Below are 16,332 nucleotides of genomic sequence, written 5' to 3'. Positions count from 1 at the left end.
TCCTTTAGTTCATGGGATATAATTTGTGGTAGAGATTGATAATCTCTCTGGTAATATCTTGTGTAATCGAACCGCGTAATTGGGTCTCATGGGGCAGAACAACCGCAACAGCAATTTTAGGGTTGTCGCTAGGCGCATAGGCCACGACATTCAAGTTAGAGGTGTCAACCGACTTCCCGTCATCTCCCTTGACAGATGTTTCGGCAGTACCAGTTTTTCCAGAAATAGTAACGGAGGAGCCATTGGCCAAGGTCCGTCCGGTCGTATACGTTCCTGAACCATTGGCAACGTTATAAAAACCTTCCTTAATCAGATCCATATCACCTGCTGGTATGGTCACGTCATTCAGAACCTTCGTATCAATCGTCTTAAAGAGATTTCCAAGGCCGCCGTCTTGGTTGTTATCATAAATACCTTCCACAAGATGCGGAGCCACCCGTTTACCGTTATTGGCAATGGTGGCCACATACTGGGCTAACTGCATGGTTGTATAGTTATCAAACTGCCCAAAGGATTCAGTAATGACATTTCCCGGTTCAAAAGAACTCGGCACGTAACCTTCGGATTCTCCTGGCAAGTCCAGACCCGTACTGACACCGAGACCATACTGGGCATAAGTTGCCCGTAATTTTTCCATAGCTGGTTTGTAATTGTCCGTTGACAATACCATGCCGCTTTGATACTCCTGCCCCATTAATTTCAGAGCAATTTGTACCATGTAAGTGTTGGAAGAATATTCCAAGGCCTGGGTGGCCGAAATCGGGAGAGAACCGCTGGTAAACCAAGAATTAATCGGACTGGAACCGGCAAATTGGATCGGCTGGTCATTTAACACCTGATTGCCGCTAATCACACCATTGGCCCAGCCAGAAGTCAAGGTAGCCCCCTTTACAACGGACCCCGGGGTAAAGACCTGTGTCATTGTTCCCAAAGCATCCGATGATAGATCCCCCGAATCTAGATCATGACTGACGCCTGCCATGGCAAGCACAGCTCCTGTATCCGGCTTAAGCGCAACAGCATAGACACCTTCTGAATATTTTGTATTGCCCTTCTCTAATTCGGACTTAAAATACTTATTGAGGATATCTTCAACCCCTTTTTGGTACTCTAAGTCTACCGTCAGCTTGATATTTTTGCCTTTGGTACCTTCAGAAGTGACCTTATCCTTGATGACCTTCCCCTTCTTGTTAACCGTTATTTTTTGGACAGTCCGACTTCCCTGAAGGTATTCTTCGTACTGTTTTTCTAAGTAGCTGGTGCCGACACGGTCATTCAGAGAATAGCCTTTTTTGACATAGGTATCGGCTTCTTCTGCCGGCAGACCTGTTTTTTGGCTGGACACACGGCCGATAATAGAAGACAGCGAAGTATTCATATCCTGACGTTCCCAATCAGACTTAACCGTAATCCCCGGCAAGTCTTCTTTATTGGTTGCGATAACGGCAATCTGTTCAGCGGTTAAATCACCTGTCGTCAGAGAAACGGTATTAAAGGTCGATGTGGCATTCATTTGACTGAAAAGAGCTACAATTTTAAGCTCATCCTCAGAATAAGCAATCGCCGACTTAGGAACAGCCTTAACAGCATTGGCATAAATGTCTGACTCAGCTAGGTTATTGCCAAAATGGTCATATTTTTTTTTGTCGGGAAGCGCATCAACAATCTTTTGGTAGTTCTTGGGGTTTGCTAAATAGTAATCTTTCTTTTCCCGTGTCGTCACATCGGTTTCCGTCAAGGTCAGCATGGACGACAGTTTAATGGCTAACTTTCGAATGTCATCTCCTGACATAGAATTGTCACGGGTAAAAGCAGCGACCTCCTTAACCTCATTTTCCACCAAGGCAACTCCCTTGCTGTCATAAATCTGCCCCCTAGGACTTGAGGTCTTAATCGTGTAGGTCGTCGTCTCTTTCAATTTGGCCTGATAAAACTTCTCATCAACCAGCTGCATTTGGGCCAGCCTCAGTAAGAGAACTGTAAAAAGCGCTACAATGATAAAAAATAAGAGGTTAATTCGATTTGAAATGAGGACAAAGGTGCGAGAAGGCTTCTTTGTGGCTTTTTCCTTTTTCTTAAACATTTTTCCTCCTATTTATCATGGACTATGCCTCTTATTTTATCATAAATCACATCAAATCCCATGACATTTTTGTCAAAATATGTTCACAAAAAGAAAATAGGCCCAAGGCCTATTTTCTTATTCACCAAGATAATATTCTTTAGTGACATTCAAATGCTCATCAAATTCAAATACCAATGGTGGGAAGTTTGGAATTTCAACACCCATGATTTCATCATCAGACAAACCTTTAATGTGTTTGACAAGTGCACGGATAGAATTACCGTGAGCACCAACAAAAACATTTTTCCCGTCAACAAGTGCAGGTCCAATCTTATCTTCCCAGAATGGCAAGGCACGTTCCAAGGTTACTTTTAAGTTTTCTGCATTTGGAATAACAGAATTGTCAAGGTGCGCATAACGACGGTCAGTATGTGCAGAGTATTCATCGTCTTCTGCCATATCTGGAGGAAGCACATCGTAAGAACGACGCCAAATATGAACTTGTTCGTCACCAAACTGCGCTGCTGCTTCAGCCTTATCTTTACCAGTCAGACCGCCGTAATGACGTTCATTCAGACGCCAAGACTTTTCAACCGGTACCCAAAGCTGGTCAGAATATTCCAAAGCTAAGTTGGTTGTCTTGATAGCACGTTTTAAAACAGATGTAAACGCAACATCGAATTCAATACCAGCTTCTTTAATTAACTTACCAGCGTCAATAGCCTGCTGAGTACCTTTTTCAGAAAGATCCACATCAGCCCAGCCAGTGAAAAGGTTAGCTTTGTTCCATTCTGACTCACCGTGGCGAGCGAAAACTAATTTTACCATTACAATTCTCCTTTTATTTTGACAAAGTCAAATGGTTTACTGTTTTATTTTACAAAAATATGATAAAAAAATCTACCGTATTTCCCAACTTTTCAAAGAAAAGCTTTTCTTATAAAATACACCGTTTCAGCTTGTGACAATGTCCTTCAAATGCTACAATAGAAAAAATAACTTATCGGAGGTAATTATGGTTTCAACATCCACTCGTATCGGTTCTTTCCATTTTGACAATTGTCTAATGAACGCCGCCGGCGTCTACTGTTTCAGCAAGGAAGAGCTGGAAGCTATTGACACGTCAGCAGCTGGTTCTTTCGTTACAAAAACCGCCACTTTAGAGGCTCGGCAAGGTAATCCTGAACCTCGCTATGTTGACACCGACTTGGGCTCTATCAACTCTATGGGCCTGCCAAATTTAGGGATTGACTATTACTTAGACTATGTCACCCAGCTGCAGGATACTCCCAACAGCAAAAATCACTTTCTCTCTCTAGTTGGTATGTCACCAGAAGACACCCATACCATTCTCAAAAAGGTACAGGACAGTGCTTACAAGGGACTCGTAGAGCTTAACCTCTCCTGTCCGAATGTCCCTGGCAAACCTCAGATTGCCTATGATTTTGAAACAACCGATCAGCTGCTGGCAGAAGTTTTTTCTTACTATAAAAAACCACTAGGGGTTAAACTACCGCCTTACTTTGATATCGTTCACTTTGATCAGGCTGCGGCTATCTTTAACAAATACCCGCTGACCTTCGTCAACTGCATTAATTCCATCGGAAATGGTCTAGTAATCTCAGACGAAACCGTCGTCATCAAGCCTAAAGATGGCTTCGGCGGAATTGGCGGCGACTATGTCAAACCGACAGCCTTGGCCAATGTCCATGCCTTCTACAAGCGCCTCAACCCTACCATTGCCATCATCGGTACGGGAGGTGTTAGAACAGGGCGGGATGCTTTTGAACATATCCTCTGCGGAGCCAGCATGGTACAAATTGGAACCATCCTTCATCAGGAAGGCCCTGAGGCTTTCACCCGAATTACTAAAGAATTGCAGGACATCATGTCTGAAAAAGGCTACCAATCCCTAGAAGACTTTCGCGGAAAACTCCAATACCTCTCTTAAATAAATGTCAAAATCCTAGTTCATAACGAACTAGGATTCTTGCTTTTCTTTGGCTTTCGCCTCTTTTTCTCGGTGAGCAGCCAACTGTTCTTCTGTTGGCTTTAGGCTTTTACTAAAGAAGAAAATACCGATTAGTTTGATAATCGAAAAAATCAATAAAATAAGAATAAATAATTTCAGCATGCTATTCTTCCAACCAGACCTTACTGTGCTTTACGCAGAGCTTTTTCCTGACATTCCGGACAAAGTCCATAAATCAGAAGCTGTGCCCGCGTGATTTCAAAACCCGTTTGCTCCTGAGCCTCTTTTTTAATCGTGGGAATATCCCCATCTACAAAATCAATAATTTTTCCGCACGATTCACAGATAACATGTAAATGGTGGTGACCCATAAAATCAAAGTAGGTCGTATTGTCATTACTCAACTTTAACTCGACCACAAACCCTTCATCAATCAGGACTTTTAAATTATTGTAGACCGTAGCCAAACTCATGCTAGGGTAGGCAGGCAGGAGGTCACGGTAAATCTGCTCAGCACTTGGATGATGCTTGGCTTCAATCATATAGGAGATAACCGCCTTACGCGTTTCCGTAATGCGGACATGTTTTTCTTTTAAATGTGTGATGACATGATTAAAAGCATCCTGATCATGGCCATTTAAGTGAGAATGCAGTTCCATATTTCCTCCTCCTAGGTTAATTTCTTACCCCATTATACACTTTTTGCGCCATAAACAAAAGTTTTCAGTCTCTTTTATCCCTCTGAGACACAAAAAGCCCATCATACAAGGCATAAACCTTGATATGACGGGCTTTTTAGAGTGCTATTATTTAACAGCGTCTTTAAGAGCTTTACCAGCTTTGAATGCTGGAACTTTAGATGCTTTGATTTTGATTTCTTCACCAGTTTGTGGGTTGCGGCCTTTACGAGCTGCACGTTCGCGAACTTCGAAGTTACCAAAACCGATAAGCTGAACTTTTTCACCTTTTGAAAGGTATTCAGAAACTGCTGCGAAAACAGCGTCTACTGCTGCTGCTGAGTCTTTCTTAGTCAATTCAGTAGCTTCTGCTACTTTAGCGATTAAATCTTGTTTGTTAGCCATTTAACAAATCCTCCAATAATTTTATAAGCTTTAATAGCTTTAACAAAGACTATCATATCTAAAAAAGTTAGATAGGTCAAGTGATTAGTGCTATTTTACGGTATTTTTCTTAAAAATATCAAAAATAAATTGATCATTGAGCAAATCAATCTGTCTTGCCTTAAGCGAAAAGTCTGTTTCTTGGTTCAAGTTCTGAAGATTGACATTGATAGCTGACTTATCCGGCAAGACCTGAACAAAACTTGGCAAGTCGTAGCTGGATTTGATATAGCGCAGAATATCTGATTCTGGCAAAGCCAGATTTCCCGCCGAAACAGATGTAACTTTGAGCTGGACAGCACCGGTTGAGAGACTGTAAGGCTCAAAATAAACGTACAGGGGAATTTCATAACCTAGCAGGCTATACGTTCCTTGAAAAATAATATTCTCCGAATCAATAGCAACCTGAAACGTCGTCCCCTTGCTCTGATAGCTTTTTAAATAGGAATTTATGGTCTGCGTCAGCTGCTCTCTGGTCGTTGAAAAGCTGCCAACCTGAATGCTGCTTTTGGTCTCCGTTTGACTTGTCTGTTGCGAGTCGGCCCCCGTTGTCAAAAGACGGCTGGCAAGTACGCCGACTAGCGATAGATTAAGTGCAAGCAGAAAGAGGAAGAGCCATTTCCACCAGTTAATTTTTCCAGTTTTTTTGTGTTTCACTAATTTTCTCCATTACTGCAGTTGAGATGATCTGATAGCCTGTGTTATTGGGATGGAAATGATCTCCGTCAAACAAAGCATCATTGATGACTTGGCTGTCGTCATCAGATGTGTTAATAGCCTGCTGTCCATCAACCCCTTTATAAAGCAAATCATTGATAGGGACAAAGTAGACCTTGTCATATTTCTGACAGACTGCTTCTGTTGATTGATTCCAATTGTCAACAATATCCTGCATAGCGGTCAGCTCGGGAAAGTTAAGGTAAAATGGATTATAGATACCGACCACATAGATAGGCAGGTCGGGATTGTCCTGACGTGCTAATTCAATAATCTGACCAAGGCGTTTTTGGTAGGCGCGAGCAGGCTGGGTAAAACTTGAGACCTTTAAGTCTGATAAATTTTTACGAATGACAGCCATGACATCATTGCCTCCAACTGTCAAGGTCATTAAATCAGCTTGCTTTAACGAAGATGACAGCTGCTTATTGCTTGTCATTCTTTTTAAAATTTGGCTGGAGGTATTCCCTGATACGCCGAAATTACGGGTATCAACCTGATAAGAATAGGCCGCCTGTAATTTTTGAGCCAGCAAGGGCACAAAGCCTCCCTGATCTGTTGCATCCCCGACGCCTTGTGTCAACGAATCCCCCAAGGCAAGATAGGACAGCCGACTTATTTTTTGAGCCTTGAGACGACTTTGAGTGTGGGGATGCTGGGCCTGCGGCAAGAGAAAATAAAAGATCAGACTGAAACTAAGAAGGCTTGCTAGAAAAAAAGCAAGCTCTTTTGGAAGTCTTTTACTCATAGCGCACCATCACAGCAAAAGCACCCTCTCCCGTATGGGTCTGAATAATTGAACCGGTCTCTAAGACGGCGATGTCCTGATTAACATAAGGTTGCAGCCGCTCCTTAATACTGTCAGCCAGCTGTGACTGTCCAGCATAAGAAATACCAATCTCAGCAACCTGACGATTTTTCAGTCTGTCGGTAAAGCCATCCAACCACTTTGAAAAGGTCTTCGTACCGCGCCCCTTGGCAATAGGATTAAGGACATGATCCTTTAATTCCATCACCACCTTGATGTTCAGTAGAGAACTTAAAAGACCAGTTACTCGGCCAATTCGTCCCCCTTTAACCAGATTTTCCAAGGTTGAAACACCAATAAAGAGCTCTGTCTTGTCTTTCACTTCTTCAATCTTGGCGAGTACCGCTTCCAAGCTACCTCCTGCCTGAGCCACTTTGGCTGCTTCAACCACCTGAAATTTCATCGCCTGATCCGTAAAAGTGGAATCAATCACGGTCACATCAGCCCCGGCGATATTAGCCCCTTGCCGAGAAGCCTCAGCAGTTCCAGAAAGTGAGTGGGTGATATGAATAGCGACAATCTGATCAGCCCCTTCTTTGGTCAAGGTCTCATACGTTTCCGCAAACAAGCCTACCGGAGGCTGACTGGTTTTAGGAAGCGCCTTACTGGATGTCATTAAAGAGAGGAATTTCCCTTTTTCTTTCAAATCATTATCAGAATACACGACACCATCAACCATGACGGTTAGAGGAACAACGGTTATACCGAGGGATTCAACCAATTCAGGCTCAATAGTGACAGAAGAATCTGTTACAATTTTGATCTTACTCATTTTCAATCCTACTTTATGATTTTTCATTATAATACTACCTTATTATACCAAATATTCTTTCTTTATGGGCAGTCGGCAGTTATATTTTCCTGGAAAGGCCAAAAAAGAGCCTCAAGGATCTGACTTTTGGAGTAATTCTTTCGCTTGCTGGCGAGCGGTCGCAGTAACTTCCTGTCCAGCCAGCATCTTAGCAATTTCTTCAATCCGCTCATCGTCAGTCAAGAGACGGACCGTTGAAACGGTTGTAGTGTCATCACTTTGTTTTTCAATAAAATACTGGTAATCGCTAATGGCAATGACTTGAGGTAGGTGGGAGATTGCCAGAACTTGACCATTTCGAGCAATTTTATGGATCTTTTGGGCAATGGCCTGTGCGACACGGCCCGATACACCCGTATCCACTTCATCAAACACAATACTAGTCTTATCATCTCGGCGGGAAAAGGCCGATTTGATGGCCAGCATTAACCGAGACAGCTCACCGCCTGATGCCACCTTCACCAAGGGTTTGGCTTCTTCTCCCGGATTGGTCGCAATGTAAAAAGCAACCTGCTCATTGCCTTCACGGCTGAATTTACCCGGAGTAAAGACAACCTGAAAGTCAGCCTTTTCCATATAAAGGTCTTTAAGTTCTTGCTTGATATCTTTTGATAGGATCTGAGCCAGTTCATGCCTTTTTTGACTTAAAGATTCGGCAGCTGAAATCAAGCGCTGCTCTAAGTCCTTGAGTTCTTTTTCCATATCATCTGATGGCAAATCACTTCCGGTCAGGAGGCTGTATTCCTTGCTGATGTTGCCAAAATAAGTCAAAACATCATCAACAGAGCCGCCATATTTACGGGTGATGGTATTGATAACGTCTAGTCTGGCTTCAATACGGTTTAACAGACCCGCGTCAAAATCTAAACCGTCAATAAGATCCCCCAGACGTTTGGTCACATCTTCCAAAATATAGTAAGATTCTCCAAGACTGCCTGCTATTTCCTTATAGTCGGTGTCGTATTCTTCGATTGTCTGCAGATCATTCATCGCTGAGCGTATATTGGACAGGCTGGAGAAATCCTCATTATCAAGCATCACATAAGCGTTGGCGAGCGTATCCGCAATCAGCTTATGATTCATCAGCCGTTCACGTTGCTGCTGCAAAGACGTGTCCTCGCCAGACTGAAGATTAGCCGCTTCAATCTCTGCCATCTGATAGTCTAACATCTCTATTCTAGCCTGATTTTCTTTGACGTTTTTTTGCTTATCAAGGACTTGCCTGCGTAAGGACTTATACCGGTCAAACAGCATTTGATAGTCTGTTTTCAGCTGCTGAAAAGTTGCATCTCCAAATGCATCCAGCATTCTGATATGATGTTGGGGGCGCATCAATTCTTCCTGGTCGTGCTGACCATGGATATCCACTAAAAATTGACCAATCGCTTTCAAGGTTGAGAGATTAACCATCTGACCATTGACACGGCTGATACTGCGACCGTTCTGAAAAATTTCTCGGCGGATAATCAGCTCATCGCTGACCTCAATGCCATTTTCAAGGAGAATAGCTTCTAGATGCGGATTATTGCCCACCGAAAAAAAGCCCTCAATTTCTGCTTTAGGACTCCCGTGCCGAATGACATCAGTACTGGCACGGCTGCCAAGCATCATATTCATGGCATCAATGATGATAGACTTCCCAGCACCTGTTTCTCCAGTCAGTACCGTCATCCCAGTCTCAAAATTCAAGGAAATTTCTTTGATAATCGCAAAATTTTTGATCGAAATTTCTAAAAGCATGCTTTCTCCTTAAACCTAACGTTCTCTCATCCAGGCACTAACTTCCTGATGTATTTTTTGTGCGGCAGCTTCTGTCTGAGCCATCAAAAAAAGACTGTCATCATCTGAAATCAATGAAAAAATTAGGTCTGCATAATTTTCAAAGAGCAGGCGCTTCAGTAGACGGCTCGTTCCGGGTACCACATCAATGTGAAGGCATTTTTCCAAAAGCCCAAGCTTTTTAATGGATTTTCCGACGGGCTGAGAAGGGCTGCTTTGGGGGATGTGCCGCTTTTCCTTAGGGAGACCGTAGATATAGCGTCCGCCTGCTGTGGGAATTTTAATGATCCCAATTTCATTGATATCTCTGGAAATGGTTGCCTGAGTAGCCAGTAAGCCTTCTGCCTCTAGGAGCTGAACCAGTTCATTTTGAGTCTCAATATCATTTTCATTGACTATTTTTTTGATTAAATCGAGTCGTTCACGTTTCTTCATTCTTTTTAAATTCTCCATGAGCCTCTTCAACAAGGGGCTTAATTTGATCGCTGATATGATTTTCCGGTTGGTCAGATTTTTCTAAAAAGGCTAAAAATTCAATATTGCCATGTCCGCCTTGAATCGGAGAAAAATCTAAGCCCCTAATTGTAAATCCGTACTCCAGGGCAAATTGACTGACTTTTTCCAAGACTTTTTCATGAACACGTTTATCTTTGACAATGCCATTTTTTCCGATTTGTTCACGGCCTGCTTCAAACTGTGGTTTAACCAAAGCCACAACCTGTCCGCCATCTGCCAAAATCTGATACAGGGCTGGAAAGATCAAGCTGAGGGAGATAAAACTAACATCAATGGAAGCAAACTGAGGCTGACCTTTTGAAAAATCAGCCAGCTGCGCATGACGGAAATTGTACTGCTCCATACTAAGCACCCGATCATCCTGTCTCAGCTTCCAAGCCAGCTGGTTGGTTCCCACATCAACAGCATAAACCAGTTTAGCACCTTCTTGAAGCATCACATCTGTGAAGCCTCCTGTTGAGGCACCAATATCAAGAGTTATCTGATTAGCTACCGAGATGTCAAAAACCTCTAATGCTTTCTCCAGTTTCAGTCCGCCACGACTGACGTACTTCAGTTTTTGTCCTTTGAGTTTCAGCTCAGTAGAGACGTCAATTTTTTCACCCGGCTTGTCATAGCGGTGACCATTATGAAGAGCAAGGACAAGACCAGCCATAACGCCTCTTTTCGCCTGTTCTCTGGTCTCAAAAAGCCCCTGTTTAAAGGCCAACACATCCACTCTTTCCTTAGCCATTCAGCCGTAACCTTTCTATAAATGCAACCACTTTCGTCTGATCGAAGCTATGCGCTTCTTCTAATGTTTGAAAAATAGCCTGAGCCTGATTCAGCAGCTGATCCAGCATGGTCTTAGATTGTTCTAAACCAAGTAAACTCGGGTAGGTTGCTTTATCTGCGGCCAGATCTTTCTGAGGGGTTTTCCCCAATTCTTCAAAAGAAGCGGTAAGATCCAAGATATCATCACGGACTTGAAAGGCCATACCAACAAGCTGACCGGCCTGACGAAGGCTGGCCAAAACCGCCTGAGACTGCTTAGCCAGGATTCCAGCCGCAACAAAAGGAAAGGTCAGGAGCTGACCGGTCTTGTTGGCATGAATTTGGTTTAAGGCCGTTGGGGAGAGCTGGGCAGACTCCCCTTCAATATCTAACATCTGGCCTCCGACCATACCGCTGCTCCCCGAAGCATTGGCCAATTCTAAAATCAGATTGATTTTTATGTCTGCGGACAAATTAGACTGAGCAATCAAACCAAAAGGATCCAGAAAAAGACTGTCTCCCGCTAATATAGCTGTTGCTTCATCAAATTGTTTATGGTTGGTCAGCCGACCACGACGGTAATCATCATTATCCATAGCTGGCAAGTCATCATGAATTAAGCTCCCTGTGTGGATCATCTCCAGAGCCGCAGCAACCTGATAATGACTCATCGTCAGCTCATGACCAAAAGCTTCCAAAACCGCCAGCAAGAGCATAGGACGAATCCGCTTTCCGCCCGCATTGACAGAGTAAAGAATAGCCTCGGTCAGCCGTTCAGATACTAGGTTTTGCTCATAGTAGGCTTGTATCGCCCGATCAATGTAACGTAACTTATCGTCTGTCATTTAGTCCAACTCTGCTTCTGTACCGTCTGCCTGCATTACCTTAACCAAGGTCTTTTCAGCATTTTCTAACGTCTTTTGCAGTTCCTTGGATAAAACCATTCCCTTTTGAAACTCAGAAATAGCTTCCTCTAAGGCAACATCGCCGTTCTCCAGCTTGCTGACAATCGCTTCTAGCTCCTGCAAATTTTCCTCAAATGTTTTCTTCTTGTTTGACATCTTCTACCTCAACTTCTAACCGACCATCTCGCATCTGAATAGTGAGCTGGTCTCCCTTTTTGACCTCTTGACTAGATGCAAGAATCCGGTCCTTATCTTTGACAATCGCATAGCCACGCGCCACGATCCTGCTAGTATCAAGAGATAAGAGCGCATCTTGAGCCTTTTCAAAACGTGCGATCTGACTGTCATACTGGCTCTTCATGCCAGACAGCAACAGCCGGTGCTGCTGTTTTAGCCCCTCTTGCTGCCGCTCTACCTTTCCTAAAAGATTTAAAGAAAGCAGACGCTGATGTAAGAGAGTTTTCTCTTTTTCGTAAGACTGATAAAGCTGCCGAAAACTGCTGTTTAGCTGATTTTTTAGCCGATCTAATCGTTGCAGGTAAGCATCGTACAGTCTTTCTGGCTGGCGGAAAATAACAGATTCCTTCAGCTTTTGCAGACGCTCCTCTTTTTGTCTGATGAGACGCATAAGAGCCTGATAAGACCGTGTCTGTCTTTCCCTTAGAAAGGCTAATAAATCGGCCTTAGTGACCGGCGTAGCTAGCTCAGCAGCAGCAGTCGGGGTAGCTGCCCTTCTGTCTGCTGCAAAATCAGCTAAGGTCACATCCGTTTCATGACCAACGCTGGAAATAATTGGCAGCTGCGATTCAAAAATGGCCTGCACCACTATTTCTTCATTAAAGGCCCAGAGGTCTTCAATTGAGCCGCCTCCACGTCCAACAATCAGAAGATCTAGGTCATCTCTTTGGTTGGCCAAGGCGATATTCGCCGCCACTTCTTGGGCAGAGCCTTCTCCTTGAACCTTAGTCGGAAAAAGGATAATAGCGACGCCTGGGAAACGGCGTGAGACCGTTGTTATGATATCTTTGATCACCGCACCGCTTGGGCTGGTAATAACCCCGATTTTTTTGGCAAACTGAGGCAAGGGCTGCTTATGCCTATCGTCAAAGTAGCCAGCTGCGGTTAGTCTTTTCTTCAGCTGTTCAAACTGAATGGCCAGAGCTCCGATCCCATCTGGCTCGGCCTTTTCAATGATAATAGAATAAGAACCTGAGGGTTCATAAATCTGGACTCTCCCCACGACATTGACTTTCATGCCTTCTTCGAGCTCAAAACCCAATTTCTTATAAATACCGCCCCACATGGTCGCTTGAATCACAGCTTTATCATCTTTCAATGAGAAATACTGATGATTGGGCCGTTTTCTAAAATTAGAGACCTGCCCCGATAAATACACCCGTTCTAAATAAGGGTCTCGGTCAAATTTCAGTTTTAAATATTTGGTCAGTTCTGACACGGATAAGTAATCTGACATGACCCCTCCTTACAACTCGTAATCCCTATTATTATACCAAATTTTGAACATTTATACAGAAAGAAAGGATCAGGCAGAAAACAAAGGGTAATAAAAGACCTGCCCTCGGCAGGTTTTTTGGGAAGATAAACTAAATTGATTGTCAGAAAATCAGTCTGACATTTGCCTATTTTCTAATACTGTCACAATAAACAGAAGTTATTGAAATAGGTTGAATAAAAAACTTTGTTTTAACATCTCTAAGTTAAATACATTTGGAATATGTCCAAAAGCTTCTGACAAAGGAAGATGAGCTGTCTTCCAACCTTGTCCATCAGTCACCCAAACAAATTCAACATCATCTGGAGAAGCCACTACAAACTGGCTTAATTCCGTAAATTCGCCAGCAACGGCTTTTAACTTACTGCCACCGCCACCGTAATAGTTTGTTTCGATGAGCCATAGTTTGTGTCTATGTTTAGAATAAACGGCCACATCAAATCGACGCTCTGACTTATCTACTGGAACTGTGATGCCCCAATTCTCCTTAATAAAAGGAGCAGTTGCTTGTGCTTTGTATTCCAAGGACAATTCTTGACAAATTTTAGCCACATGACGCTCCAGAATACCTTCCATCGTGGTTCCACTACGATTCTTTCGAGCGTTACTGTCTAACCCTGCTTCAACGCCGTAAACGTAGTCAACCAAGGAACGATTCGCTTTGCTTTGCAGGAAATCCAATAATCCCGCTTGTTCAACAAAATCAACATAGTCTTGGATTCTGAGAGTATCAATTTTAGTAAAATTAAGTTGATCAAAAGACATTTCATCTTGGTCATTGATAGACAAAATATCCAAAATCTTATCACGACTAGCAATCAAAGTTGGAATAGCTCTCAATAATTCTGGTTGTTTTGAAAATAACCTAAGTGCCTCATCATAAATATTCGTTTTCCCAATCAAATAGTTAAGCGTATGAAGCTCAAGTTCAAATTGTTTTGTTTCCCGCTCAACCTTTTCCCAGTTGACATAATATTCAGGTGTACGATTTGTCACGGAAAGCGTTGATAGAAAGATTGCTAATCGGTCTTCGGCTGATGAATCTATATAAATTCTAAAATTTAACATCAATATTCCTCTTGTTATTAAGGCTATGAAAAAAACTATAAAGGTTATTGTTAATTTATTTTGAAAAGTTAACTGTAAAAATTACGGTTTAGGAACGATTCCCCATGTCATGCTGCGACCAGAGTAATTCCAATATCGAATATCTTGTTCTATAAAAAGCCATTTTATTGTTTTAAGAATATGATCAACAGGTAATCCTGAATCAAATTGAATTTTGGTCATTTCAATATCTTCCACATTTTGACAATGAAATATTTGCTCCAATAATGAATACAATTTCTTATATTTCTGAGGAGACTCTAGTCTTTTTTGAAGTAGATCATTTTCTAAATCTTCATGTTTTGGATAATTTCTTTTTCTCTTGTCCTCAGGTGCATAGTTCATATTCTCAACACAAACTAAGAAATCAAAACCGTTATGGAGATTTGCTGGCCTTTGAAGATATACTCTGTTTCCATCGCTTAATGTTTCAACATAGTATTTATATCTAGATGCCTTATCATCTTTTCCAGTTCCAGGTAATTCTTGGGAAAATTGCTCAACAATCCTCATTCTTACCTCATTTCGAGTACCTTCATTTGAAAAATTAGTTGTAATTTCAATATACTTAGTCATTTCACATTCTCCAATCTTGTTTTAGCTATTTTTAAATAATCGCGCTCAGCATCTATTCCAATAAATTTTCTTCCGAGCCGTTTGGCCACAACACCAGTTGTTCCACTACCAACAAATGGGTCTAATATGTAATCCCCTTCTTTAGTTGAAGCTAGAATGATTCTCTCTAGAAGATATTCAGGTTTTTGGGTCGGATGTTTACCTGCCCACTTTTCTGATTTTGACGTTAACCCACCGGTCCACACATCTTTCATTTGCTTTCCGTCATTGATTTCTTTCATCAATTCATAATTGTAGTAATGCCGTGCCTTTTTGTCATCTTTTCTGGCCCATAAAATTGTTTCAGTAGAATGAGTGAAATAGCGACAGGATAGGTTCGGGGCAGGATTTGTTTTTTGCCAAGTAATATTATTTAATATTTTGAAACCTTCCTGCTCTAATGCCATTCCGACAGAGTATATATTATGAAAACTGCCTGAAATCCAGATTGTACCATTTGGCTTTAATACTTTTTTTGCTAATCGAATCCAACTACGATTAAATTCATGTTTCTCTTCTAAGCCATTAACTTTATCCCATTCACCTTTATTAACAGAAACAACCTTTCCACCTGAATTGGAAAAACCACCATTACTTAAAAAGTACGGTGGGTCTGCAAAAATCATATCCATACTTTCAGGTTTCATTTTTTCCAAAAACTCAAAAGTATCTGCATGAATTAAAATTGATTTATTTTTATGATAGTATGGTTTTGTCATTAAAACACCCCCATACTTATATTCGTTATTCACCATAGTTGGTTACCAAAATCTCTGCAATTTTTCCTCTACTAGACCTATGGGCACCATTTGTCCTCATTGCCTCAATCATATGAATATTAAACCCTTCATATAATTCTATAGCCAGCGGGCTTGAAGAATTAGATAACATAACATAAGCTCCCCGATCATTCAATTTCTTAAAAACATCTCTCAAACGTATTTGTTCCCGATATGAAAAACCCTCATGTGTATATGAAGTAAATGAGCTAGTTTCGTTAAGAGGGACATATGGCGGATCAAAATAGACGAAATCTCCCTTTTTAACATCGTCAACAGCAAATTCAAAATCAGTACTAAGAAGACGGATATCATTCTCATTCAGATACTCACTGATACTGTGGATAAGTTCACTATCAACAATTTTAGGATTCTTATATTTACCATAAGGAACATTAAATTGGTTCTTAGCATTAACTCGATAAAGTCCGTTAAAGTCAACTCGAAGCATATATAATAATCTGGCTGCTCGCTCAACATCAGACATATTGCCAATCCTACCATCTCTATCAGCAGACCTTATTTCTAAATAATGTTCCTTAGAATTCTTTTCTTTATGCTCCCTTAACAAATTAATAAGTTCAATTGGGTTTTCTTTAATTTGGCGATAAGTATTAATTAACTCTTTATTGAAATCATTAATCACAGCTTTCTCAGGTACTAAATCAAAAAAAAGTGCTCCTCCACCAACAAAAGGTTCAAAATAGCAATTAAATTTCTCAGGCATGTAACTACGTAGTATTGGTAATAATTTTCTCTTTCCACCGGTCCATTTTGTAAATGGCTGCAAAGGTGGGGTAACTAAACTCGCCTGTTTTATCATCATCTTTCCTTTATACATCATTGATTCTTGACTATTATATCACATTAA

The 16,332-nt window shown here is 41.6% G+C and carries 19 protein-coding genes; 1 reads left to right on the top strand and 18 read right to left on the bottom strand.

The genetic code is table 11. The features are described 5' to 3' along the window. Nucleotides 1-4: 4 nt before the first annotated feature. Nucleotides 5-2,083: a penicillin-binding protein PBP2B gene (gene pbp2b / locus A3GY_RS0100445; protein ID WP_018029420.1), complete on the bottom strand. Its 2,079-nt coding sequence runs from the start codon at nucleotides 2,081-2,083 to the stop codon at nucleotides 5-7. A gap of 117 nt (nucleotides 2,084-2,200) precedes the next feature. Next, a complete protein-coding gene (locus A3GY_RS0100440) occupies nucleotides 2,201-2,893 on the bottom strand; it encodes a phosphoglycerate mutase (RefSeq protein WP_018029419.1) in 693 nt (230 codons plus the stop codon). 187 nt (nucleotides 2,894-3,080) lie between these two features. On the opposite strand from A3GY_RS0100440, the gene A3GY_RS0100435 reads away from it, so the two are divergent. Continuing rightward, on the top strand, nucleotides 3,081-4,016 hold the full coding sequence (locus A3GY_RS0100435) for a dihydroorotate oxidase (protein WP_018029418.1): 936 nt from the start codon (nucleotides 3,081-3,083) through the stop codon (nucleotides 4,014-4,016). Between the two features lie 30 nt (nucleotides 4,017-4,046). On the opposite strand, the gene A3GY_RS10195 is transcribed toward A3GY_RS0100435, so the two are convergent. The 16 genes from A3GY_RS10195 to A3GY_RS0100355 form a co-directional block, all read right to left on the bottom strand. Beyond that, a complete protein-coding gene (locus tag A3GY_RS10195; RefSeq protein WP_018029417.1) occupies nucleotides 4,047-4,199 on the bottom strand; it encodes a hypothetical protein in 153 nt (50 codons plus the stop codon). A 20-nt stretch (nucleotides 4,200-4,219) separates the two neighbouring features. After that, nucleotides 4,220-4,696 carry a Fur family transcriptional regulator gene (locus A3GY_RS0100425; RefSeq protein ID WP_018029416.1) on the bottom strand — a complete coding sequence of 159 codons (477 nt, stop codon included), beginning with the start codon at nucleotides 4,694-4,696 and terminating at the stop codon, nucleotides 4,220-4,222. Nucleotides 4,697-4,843: 147 nt separating this feature from the next. Beyond that, nucleotides 4,844-5,119: an HU family DNA-binding protein gene (locus A3GY_RS0100420; RefSeq protein ID WP_018029415.1), complete on the bottom strand. Its 276-nt coding sequence runs from the start codon at nucleotides 5,117-5,119 to the stop codon at nucleotides 4,844-4,846. 90 nt (nucleotides 5,120-5,209) lie between these two features. Beyond that, nucleotides 5,210-5,815 carry a YpmS family protein gene (locus A3GY_RS0100415; RefSeq protein ID WP_018029414.1) on the bottom strand — a complete coding sequence of 202 codons (606 nt, stop codon included), beginning with the start codon at nucleotides 5,813-5,815 and terminating at the stop codon, nucleotides 5,210-5,212. After that, entirely contained in the window at nucleotides 5,787-6,623 is an 837-nt protein-coding gene (locus A3GY_RS0100410) for an SGNH/GDSL hydrolase family protein (RefSeq protein ID WP_018029413.1), read from the bottom strand. Before A3GY_RS0100410 ends, A3GY_RS0100415 begins: the two co-directional genes overlap by 29 nt. Next, nucleotides 6,616-7,455, bottom strand: coding sequence for a DegV family protein (locus tag A3GY_RS0100405; RefSeq protein ID WP_018029412.1), 840 nt, complete (start codon nucleotides 7,453-7,455; stop codon nucleotides 6,616-6,618). The genes A3GY_RS0100410 and A3GY_RS0100405 overlap by 8 nt, the downstream gene beginning before the upstream one ends. Before the next feature lie 111 nt (nucleotides 7,456-7,566). Next, nucleotides 7,567-9,234: a DNA repair protein RecN gene (gene recN, locus A3GY_RS0100400; RefSeq protein WP_018029411.1), complete on the bottom strand. Its 1,668-nt coding sequence runs from the start codon at nucleotides 9,232-9,234 to the stop codon at nucleotides 7,567-7,569. Between the two features lie 15 nt (nucleotides 9,235-9,249). Next, nucleotides 9,250-9,708, bottom strand: a complete 459-nt coding sequence (locus tag A3GY_RS0100395; protein WP_018029410.1) for an arginine repressor — start codon at nucleotides 9,706-9,708, stop codon at nucleotides 9,250-9,252. Next, entirely contained in the window at nucleotides 9,695-10,522 is an 828-nt protein-coding gene (locus A3GY_RS0100390) for a TlyA family RNA methyltransferase (RefSeq protein WP_018029409.1), read from the bottom strand. The genes A3GY_RS0100395 and A3GY_RS0100390 overlap by 14 nt, the downstream gene beginning before the upstream one ends. Next, a complete protein-coding gene (locus A3GY_RS0100385) occupies nucleotides 10,515-11,387 on the bottom strand; it encodes a polyprenyl synthetase family protein (RefSeq protein ID WP_018029408.1) in 873 nt (290 codons plus the stop codon). The genes A3GY_RS0100390 and A3GY_RS0100385 overlap by 8 nt, the downstream gene beginning before the upstream one ends. Then, nucleotides 11,388-11,603, bottom strand: a complete 216-nt coding sequence (locus A3GY_RS0100380; protein WP_018029407.1) for an exodeoxyribonuclease VII small subunit — start codon at nucleotides 11,601-11,603, stop codon at nucleotides 11,388-11,390. Continuing rightward, complete coding sequence (xseA, locus tag A3GY_RS0100375) at nucleotides 11,578-12,921, bottom strand: exodeoxyribonuclease VII large subunit (RefSeq protein ID WP_018029406.1); 1,344 nt, start codon at nucleotides 12,919-12,921, stop codon at nucleotides 11,578-11,580. The genes A3GY_RS0100380 and xseA overlap by 26 nt, the downstream gene beginning before the upstream one ends. Before the next feature lie 198 nt (nucleotides 12,922-13,119). Continuing rightward, the gene (locus tag A3GY_RS0100370; protein WP_018029405.1) at nucleotides 13,120-14,028 is read right to left on the bottom strand and encodes a type II restriction endonuclease; all 909 of its coding nucleotides are present in this window, start codon (nucleotides 14,026-14,028) and stop codon (nucleotides 13,120-13,122) included. Nucleotides 14,029-14,109: 81 nt separating this feature from the next. Further along, nucleotides 14,110-14,643 (bottom strand): hypothetical protein, encoded by a 534-nt coding sequence (locus A3GY_RS0100365; RefSeq protein ID WP_018029404.1) that lies wholly within the window; start codon nucleotides 14,641-14,643, stop codon nucleotides 14,110-14,112. Then, nucleotides 14,640-15,437, bottom strand: coding sequence for a DNA-methyltransferase (locus A3GY_RS0100360; protein WP_018029403.1), 798 nt, complete (start codon nucleotides 15,435-15,437; stop codon nucleotides 14,640-14,642). Before A3GY_RS0100360 ends, A3GY_RS0100365 begins: the two co-directional genes overlap by 4 nt. Next, a complete protein-coding gene (locus tag A3GY_RS0100355) occupies nucleotides 15,427-16,287 on the bottom strand; it encodes a DNA adenine methylase (RefSeq protein WP_162137980.1) in 861 nt (286 codons plus the stop codon). Before A3GY_RS0100355 ends, A3GY_RS0100360 begins: the two co-directional genes overlap by 11 nt. Between the last annotated feature and the right edge of the window lie 45 nt (nucleotides 16,288-16,332).

The sequence above is a fragment of the Streptococcus ferus DSM 20646 genome (assembly GCF_000372425.1).
Lineage (GTDB): Bacteria > Bacillota > Bacilli > Lactobacillales > Streptococcaceae > Streptococcus > Streptococcus ferus.
This window is presented reverse-complemented; position numbering and strand designations above follow the sequence as displayed.

Excerpts from the sequence above, each read along its gene's own strand:
- A3GY_RS0100410 (WP_018029413.1), bottom strand. The coding sequence starts at position 6,623 with ATGAGTAAAAGACTTCCAAAAGAGCTTGCTTTTTTTCTAGCAAGCCTT.
- A3GY_RS0100390 (WP_018029409.1), bottom strand. The coding sequence starts at position 10,522 with ATGGCTAAGGAAAGAGTGGATGTGTTGGCCTTTAAACAGGGGCTTTTT.
- A3GY_RS0100440 (WP_018029419.1), bottom strand. The coding sequence starts at position 2,893 with ATGGTAAAATTAGTTTTCGCTCGCCACGGTGAGTCAGAATGGAACAAA.
- A3GY_RS0100395 (WP_018029410.1), bottom strand. The coding sequence starts at position 9,708 with ATGAAGAAACGTGAACGACTCGATTTAATCAAAAAAATAGTCAATGAA.
- A3GY_RS0100385 (WP_018029408.1), bottom strand. The coding sequence starts at position 11,387 with ATGACAGACGATAAGTTACGTTACATTGATCGGGCGATACAAGCCTAC.
- A3GY_RS0100420 (WP_018029415.1), bottom strand. The coding sequence starts at position 5,119 with ATGGCTAACAAACAAGATTTAATCGCTAAAGTAGCAGAAGCTACTGAA.
- A3GY_RS0100365 (WP_018029404.1), bottom strand. The coding sequence starts at position 14,643 with ATGACTAAGTATATTGAAATTACAACTAATTTTTCAAATGAAGGTACT.
- A3GY_RS0100355 (WP_162137980.1), bottom strand. The coding sequence starts at position 16,287 with ATGATGATAAAACAGGCGAGTTTAGTTACCCCACCTTTGCAGCCATTT.
- A3GY_RS0100360 (WP_018029403.1), bottom strand. The coding sequence starts at position 15,437 with ATGGTGAATAACGAATATAAGTATGGGGGTGTTTTAATGACAAAACCA.
- recN (WP_018029411.1), bottom strand. The coding sequence starts at position 9,234 with ATGCTTTTAGAAATTTCGATCAAAAATTTTGCGATTATCAAAGAAATT.
- A3GY_RS0100435 (WP_018029418.1), top strand. The coding sequence starts at position 3,081 with ATGGTTTCAACATCCACTCGTATCGGTTCTTTCCATTTTGACAATTGT.
- pbp2b (WP_018029420.1), bottom strand. The coding sequence starts at position 2,083 with ATGTTTAAGAAAAAGGAAAAAGCCACAAAGAAGCCTTCTCGCACCTTT.
- A3GY_RS0100370 (WP_018029405.1), bottom strand. The coding sequence starts at position 14,028 with ATGTTAAATTTTAGAATTTATATAGATTCATCAGCCGAAGACCGATTA.
- A3GY_RS0100380 (WP_018029407.1), bottom strand. The coding sequence starts at position 11,603 with ATGTCAAACAAGAAGAAAACATTTGAGGAAAATTTGCAGGAGCTAGAA.
- A3GY_RS10195 (WP_018029417.1), bottom strand. The coding sequence starts at position 4,199 with ATGCTGAAATTATTTATTCTTATTTTATTGATTTTTTCGATTATCAAA.
- A3GY_RS0100425 (WP_018029416.1), bottom strand. The coding sequence starts at position 4,696 with ATGGAACTGCATTCTCACTTAAATGGCCATGATCAGGATGCTTTTAAT.
- A3GY_RS0100405 (WP_018029412.1), bottom strand. The coding sequence starts at position 7,455 with ATGAGTAAGATCAAAATTGTAACAGATTCTTCTGTCACTATTGAGCCT.
- xseA (WP_018029406.1), bottom strand. The coding sequence starts at position 12,921 with ATGTCAGATTACTTATCCGTGTCAGAACTGACCAAATATTTAAAACTG.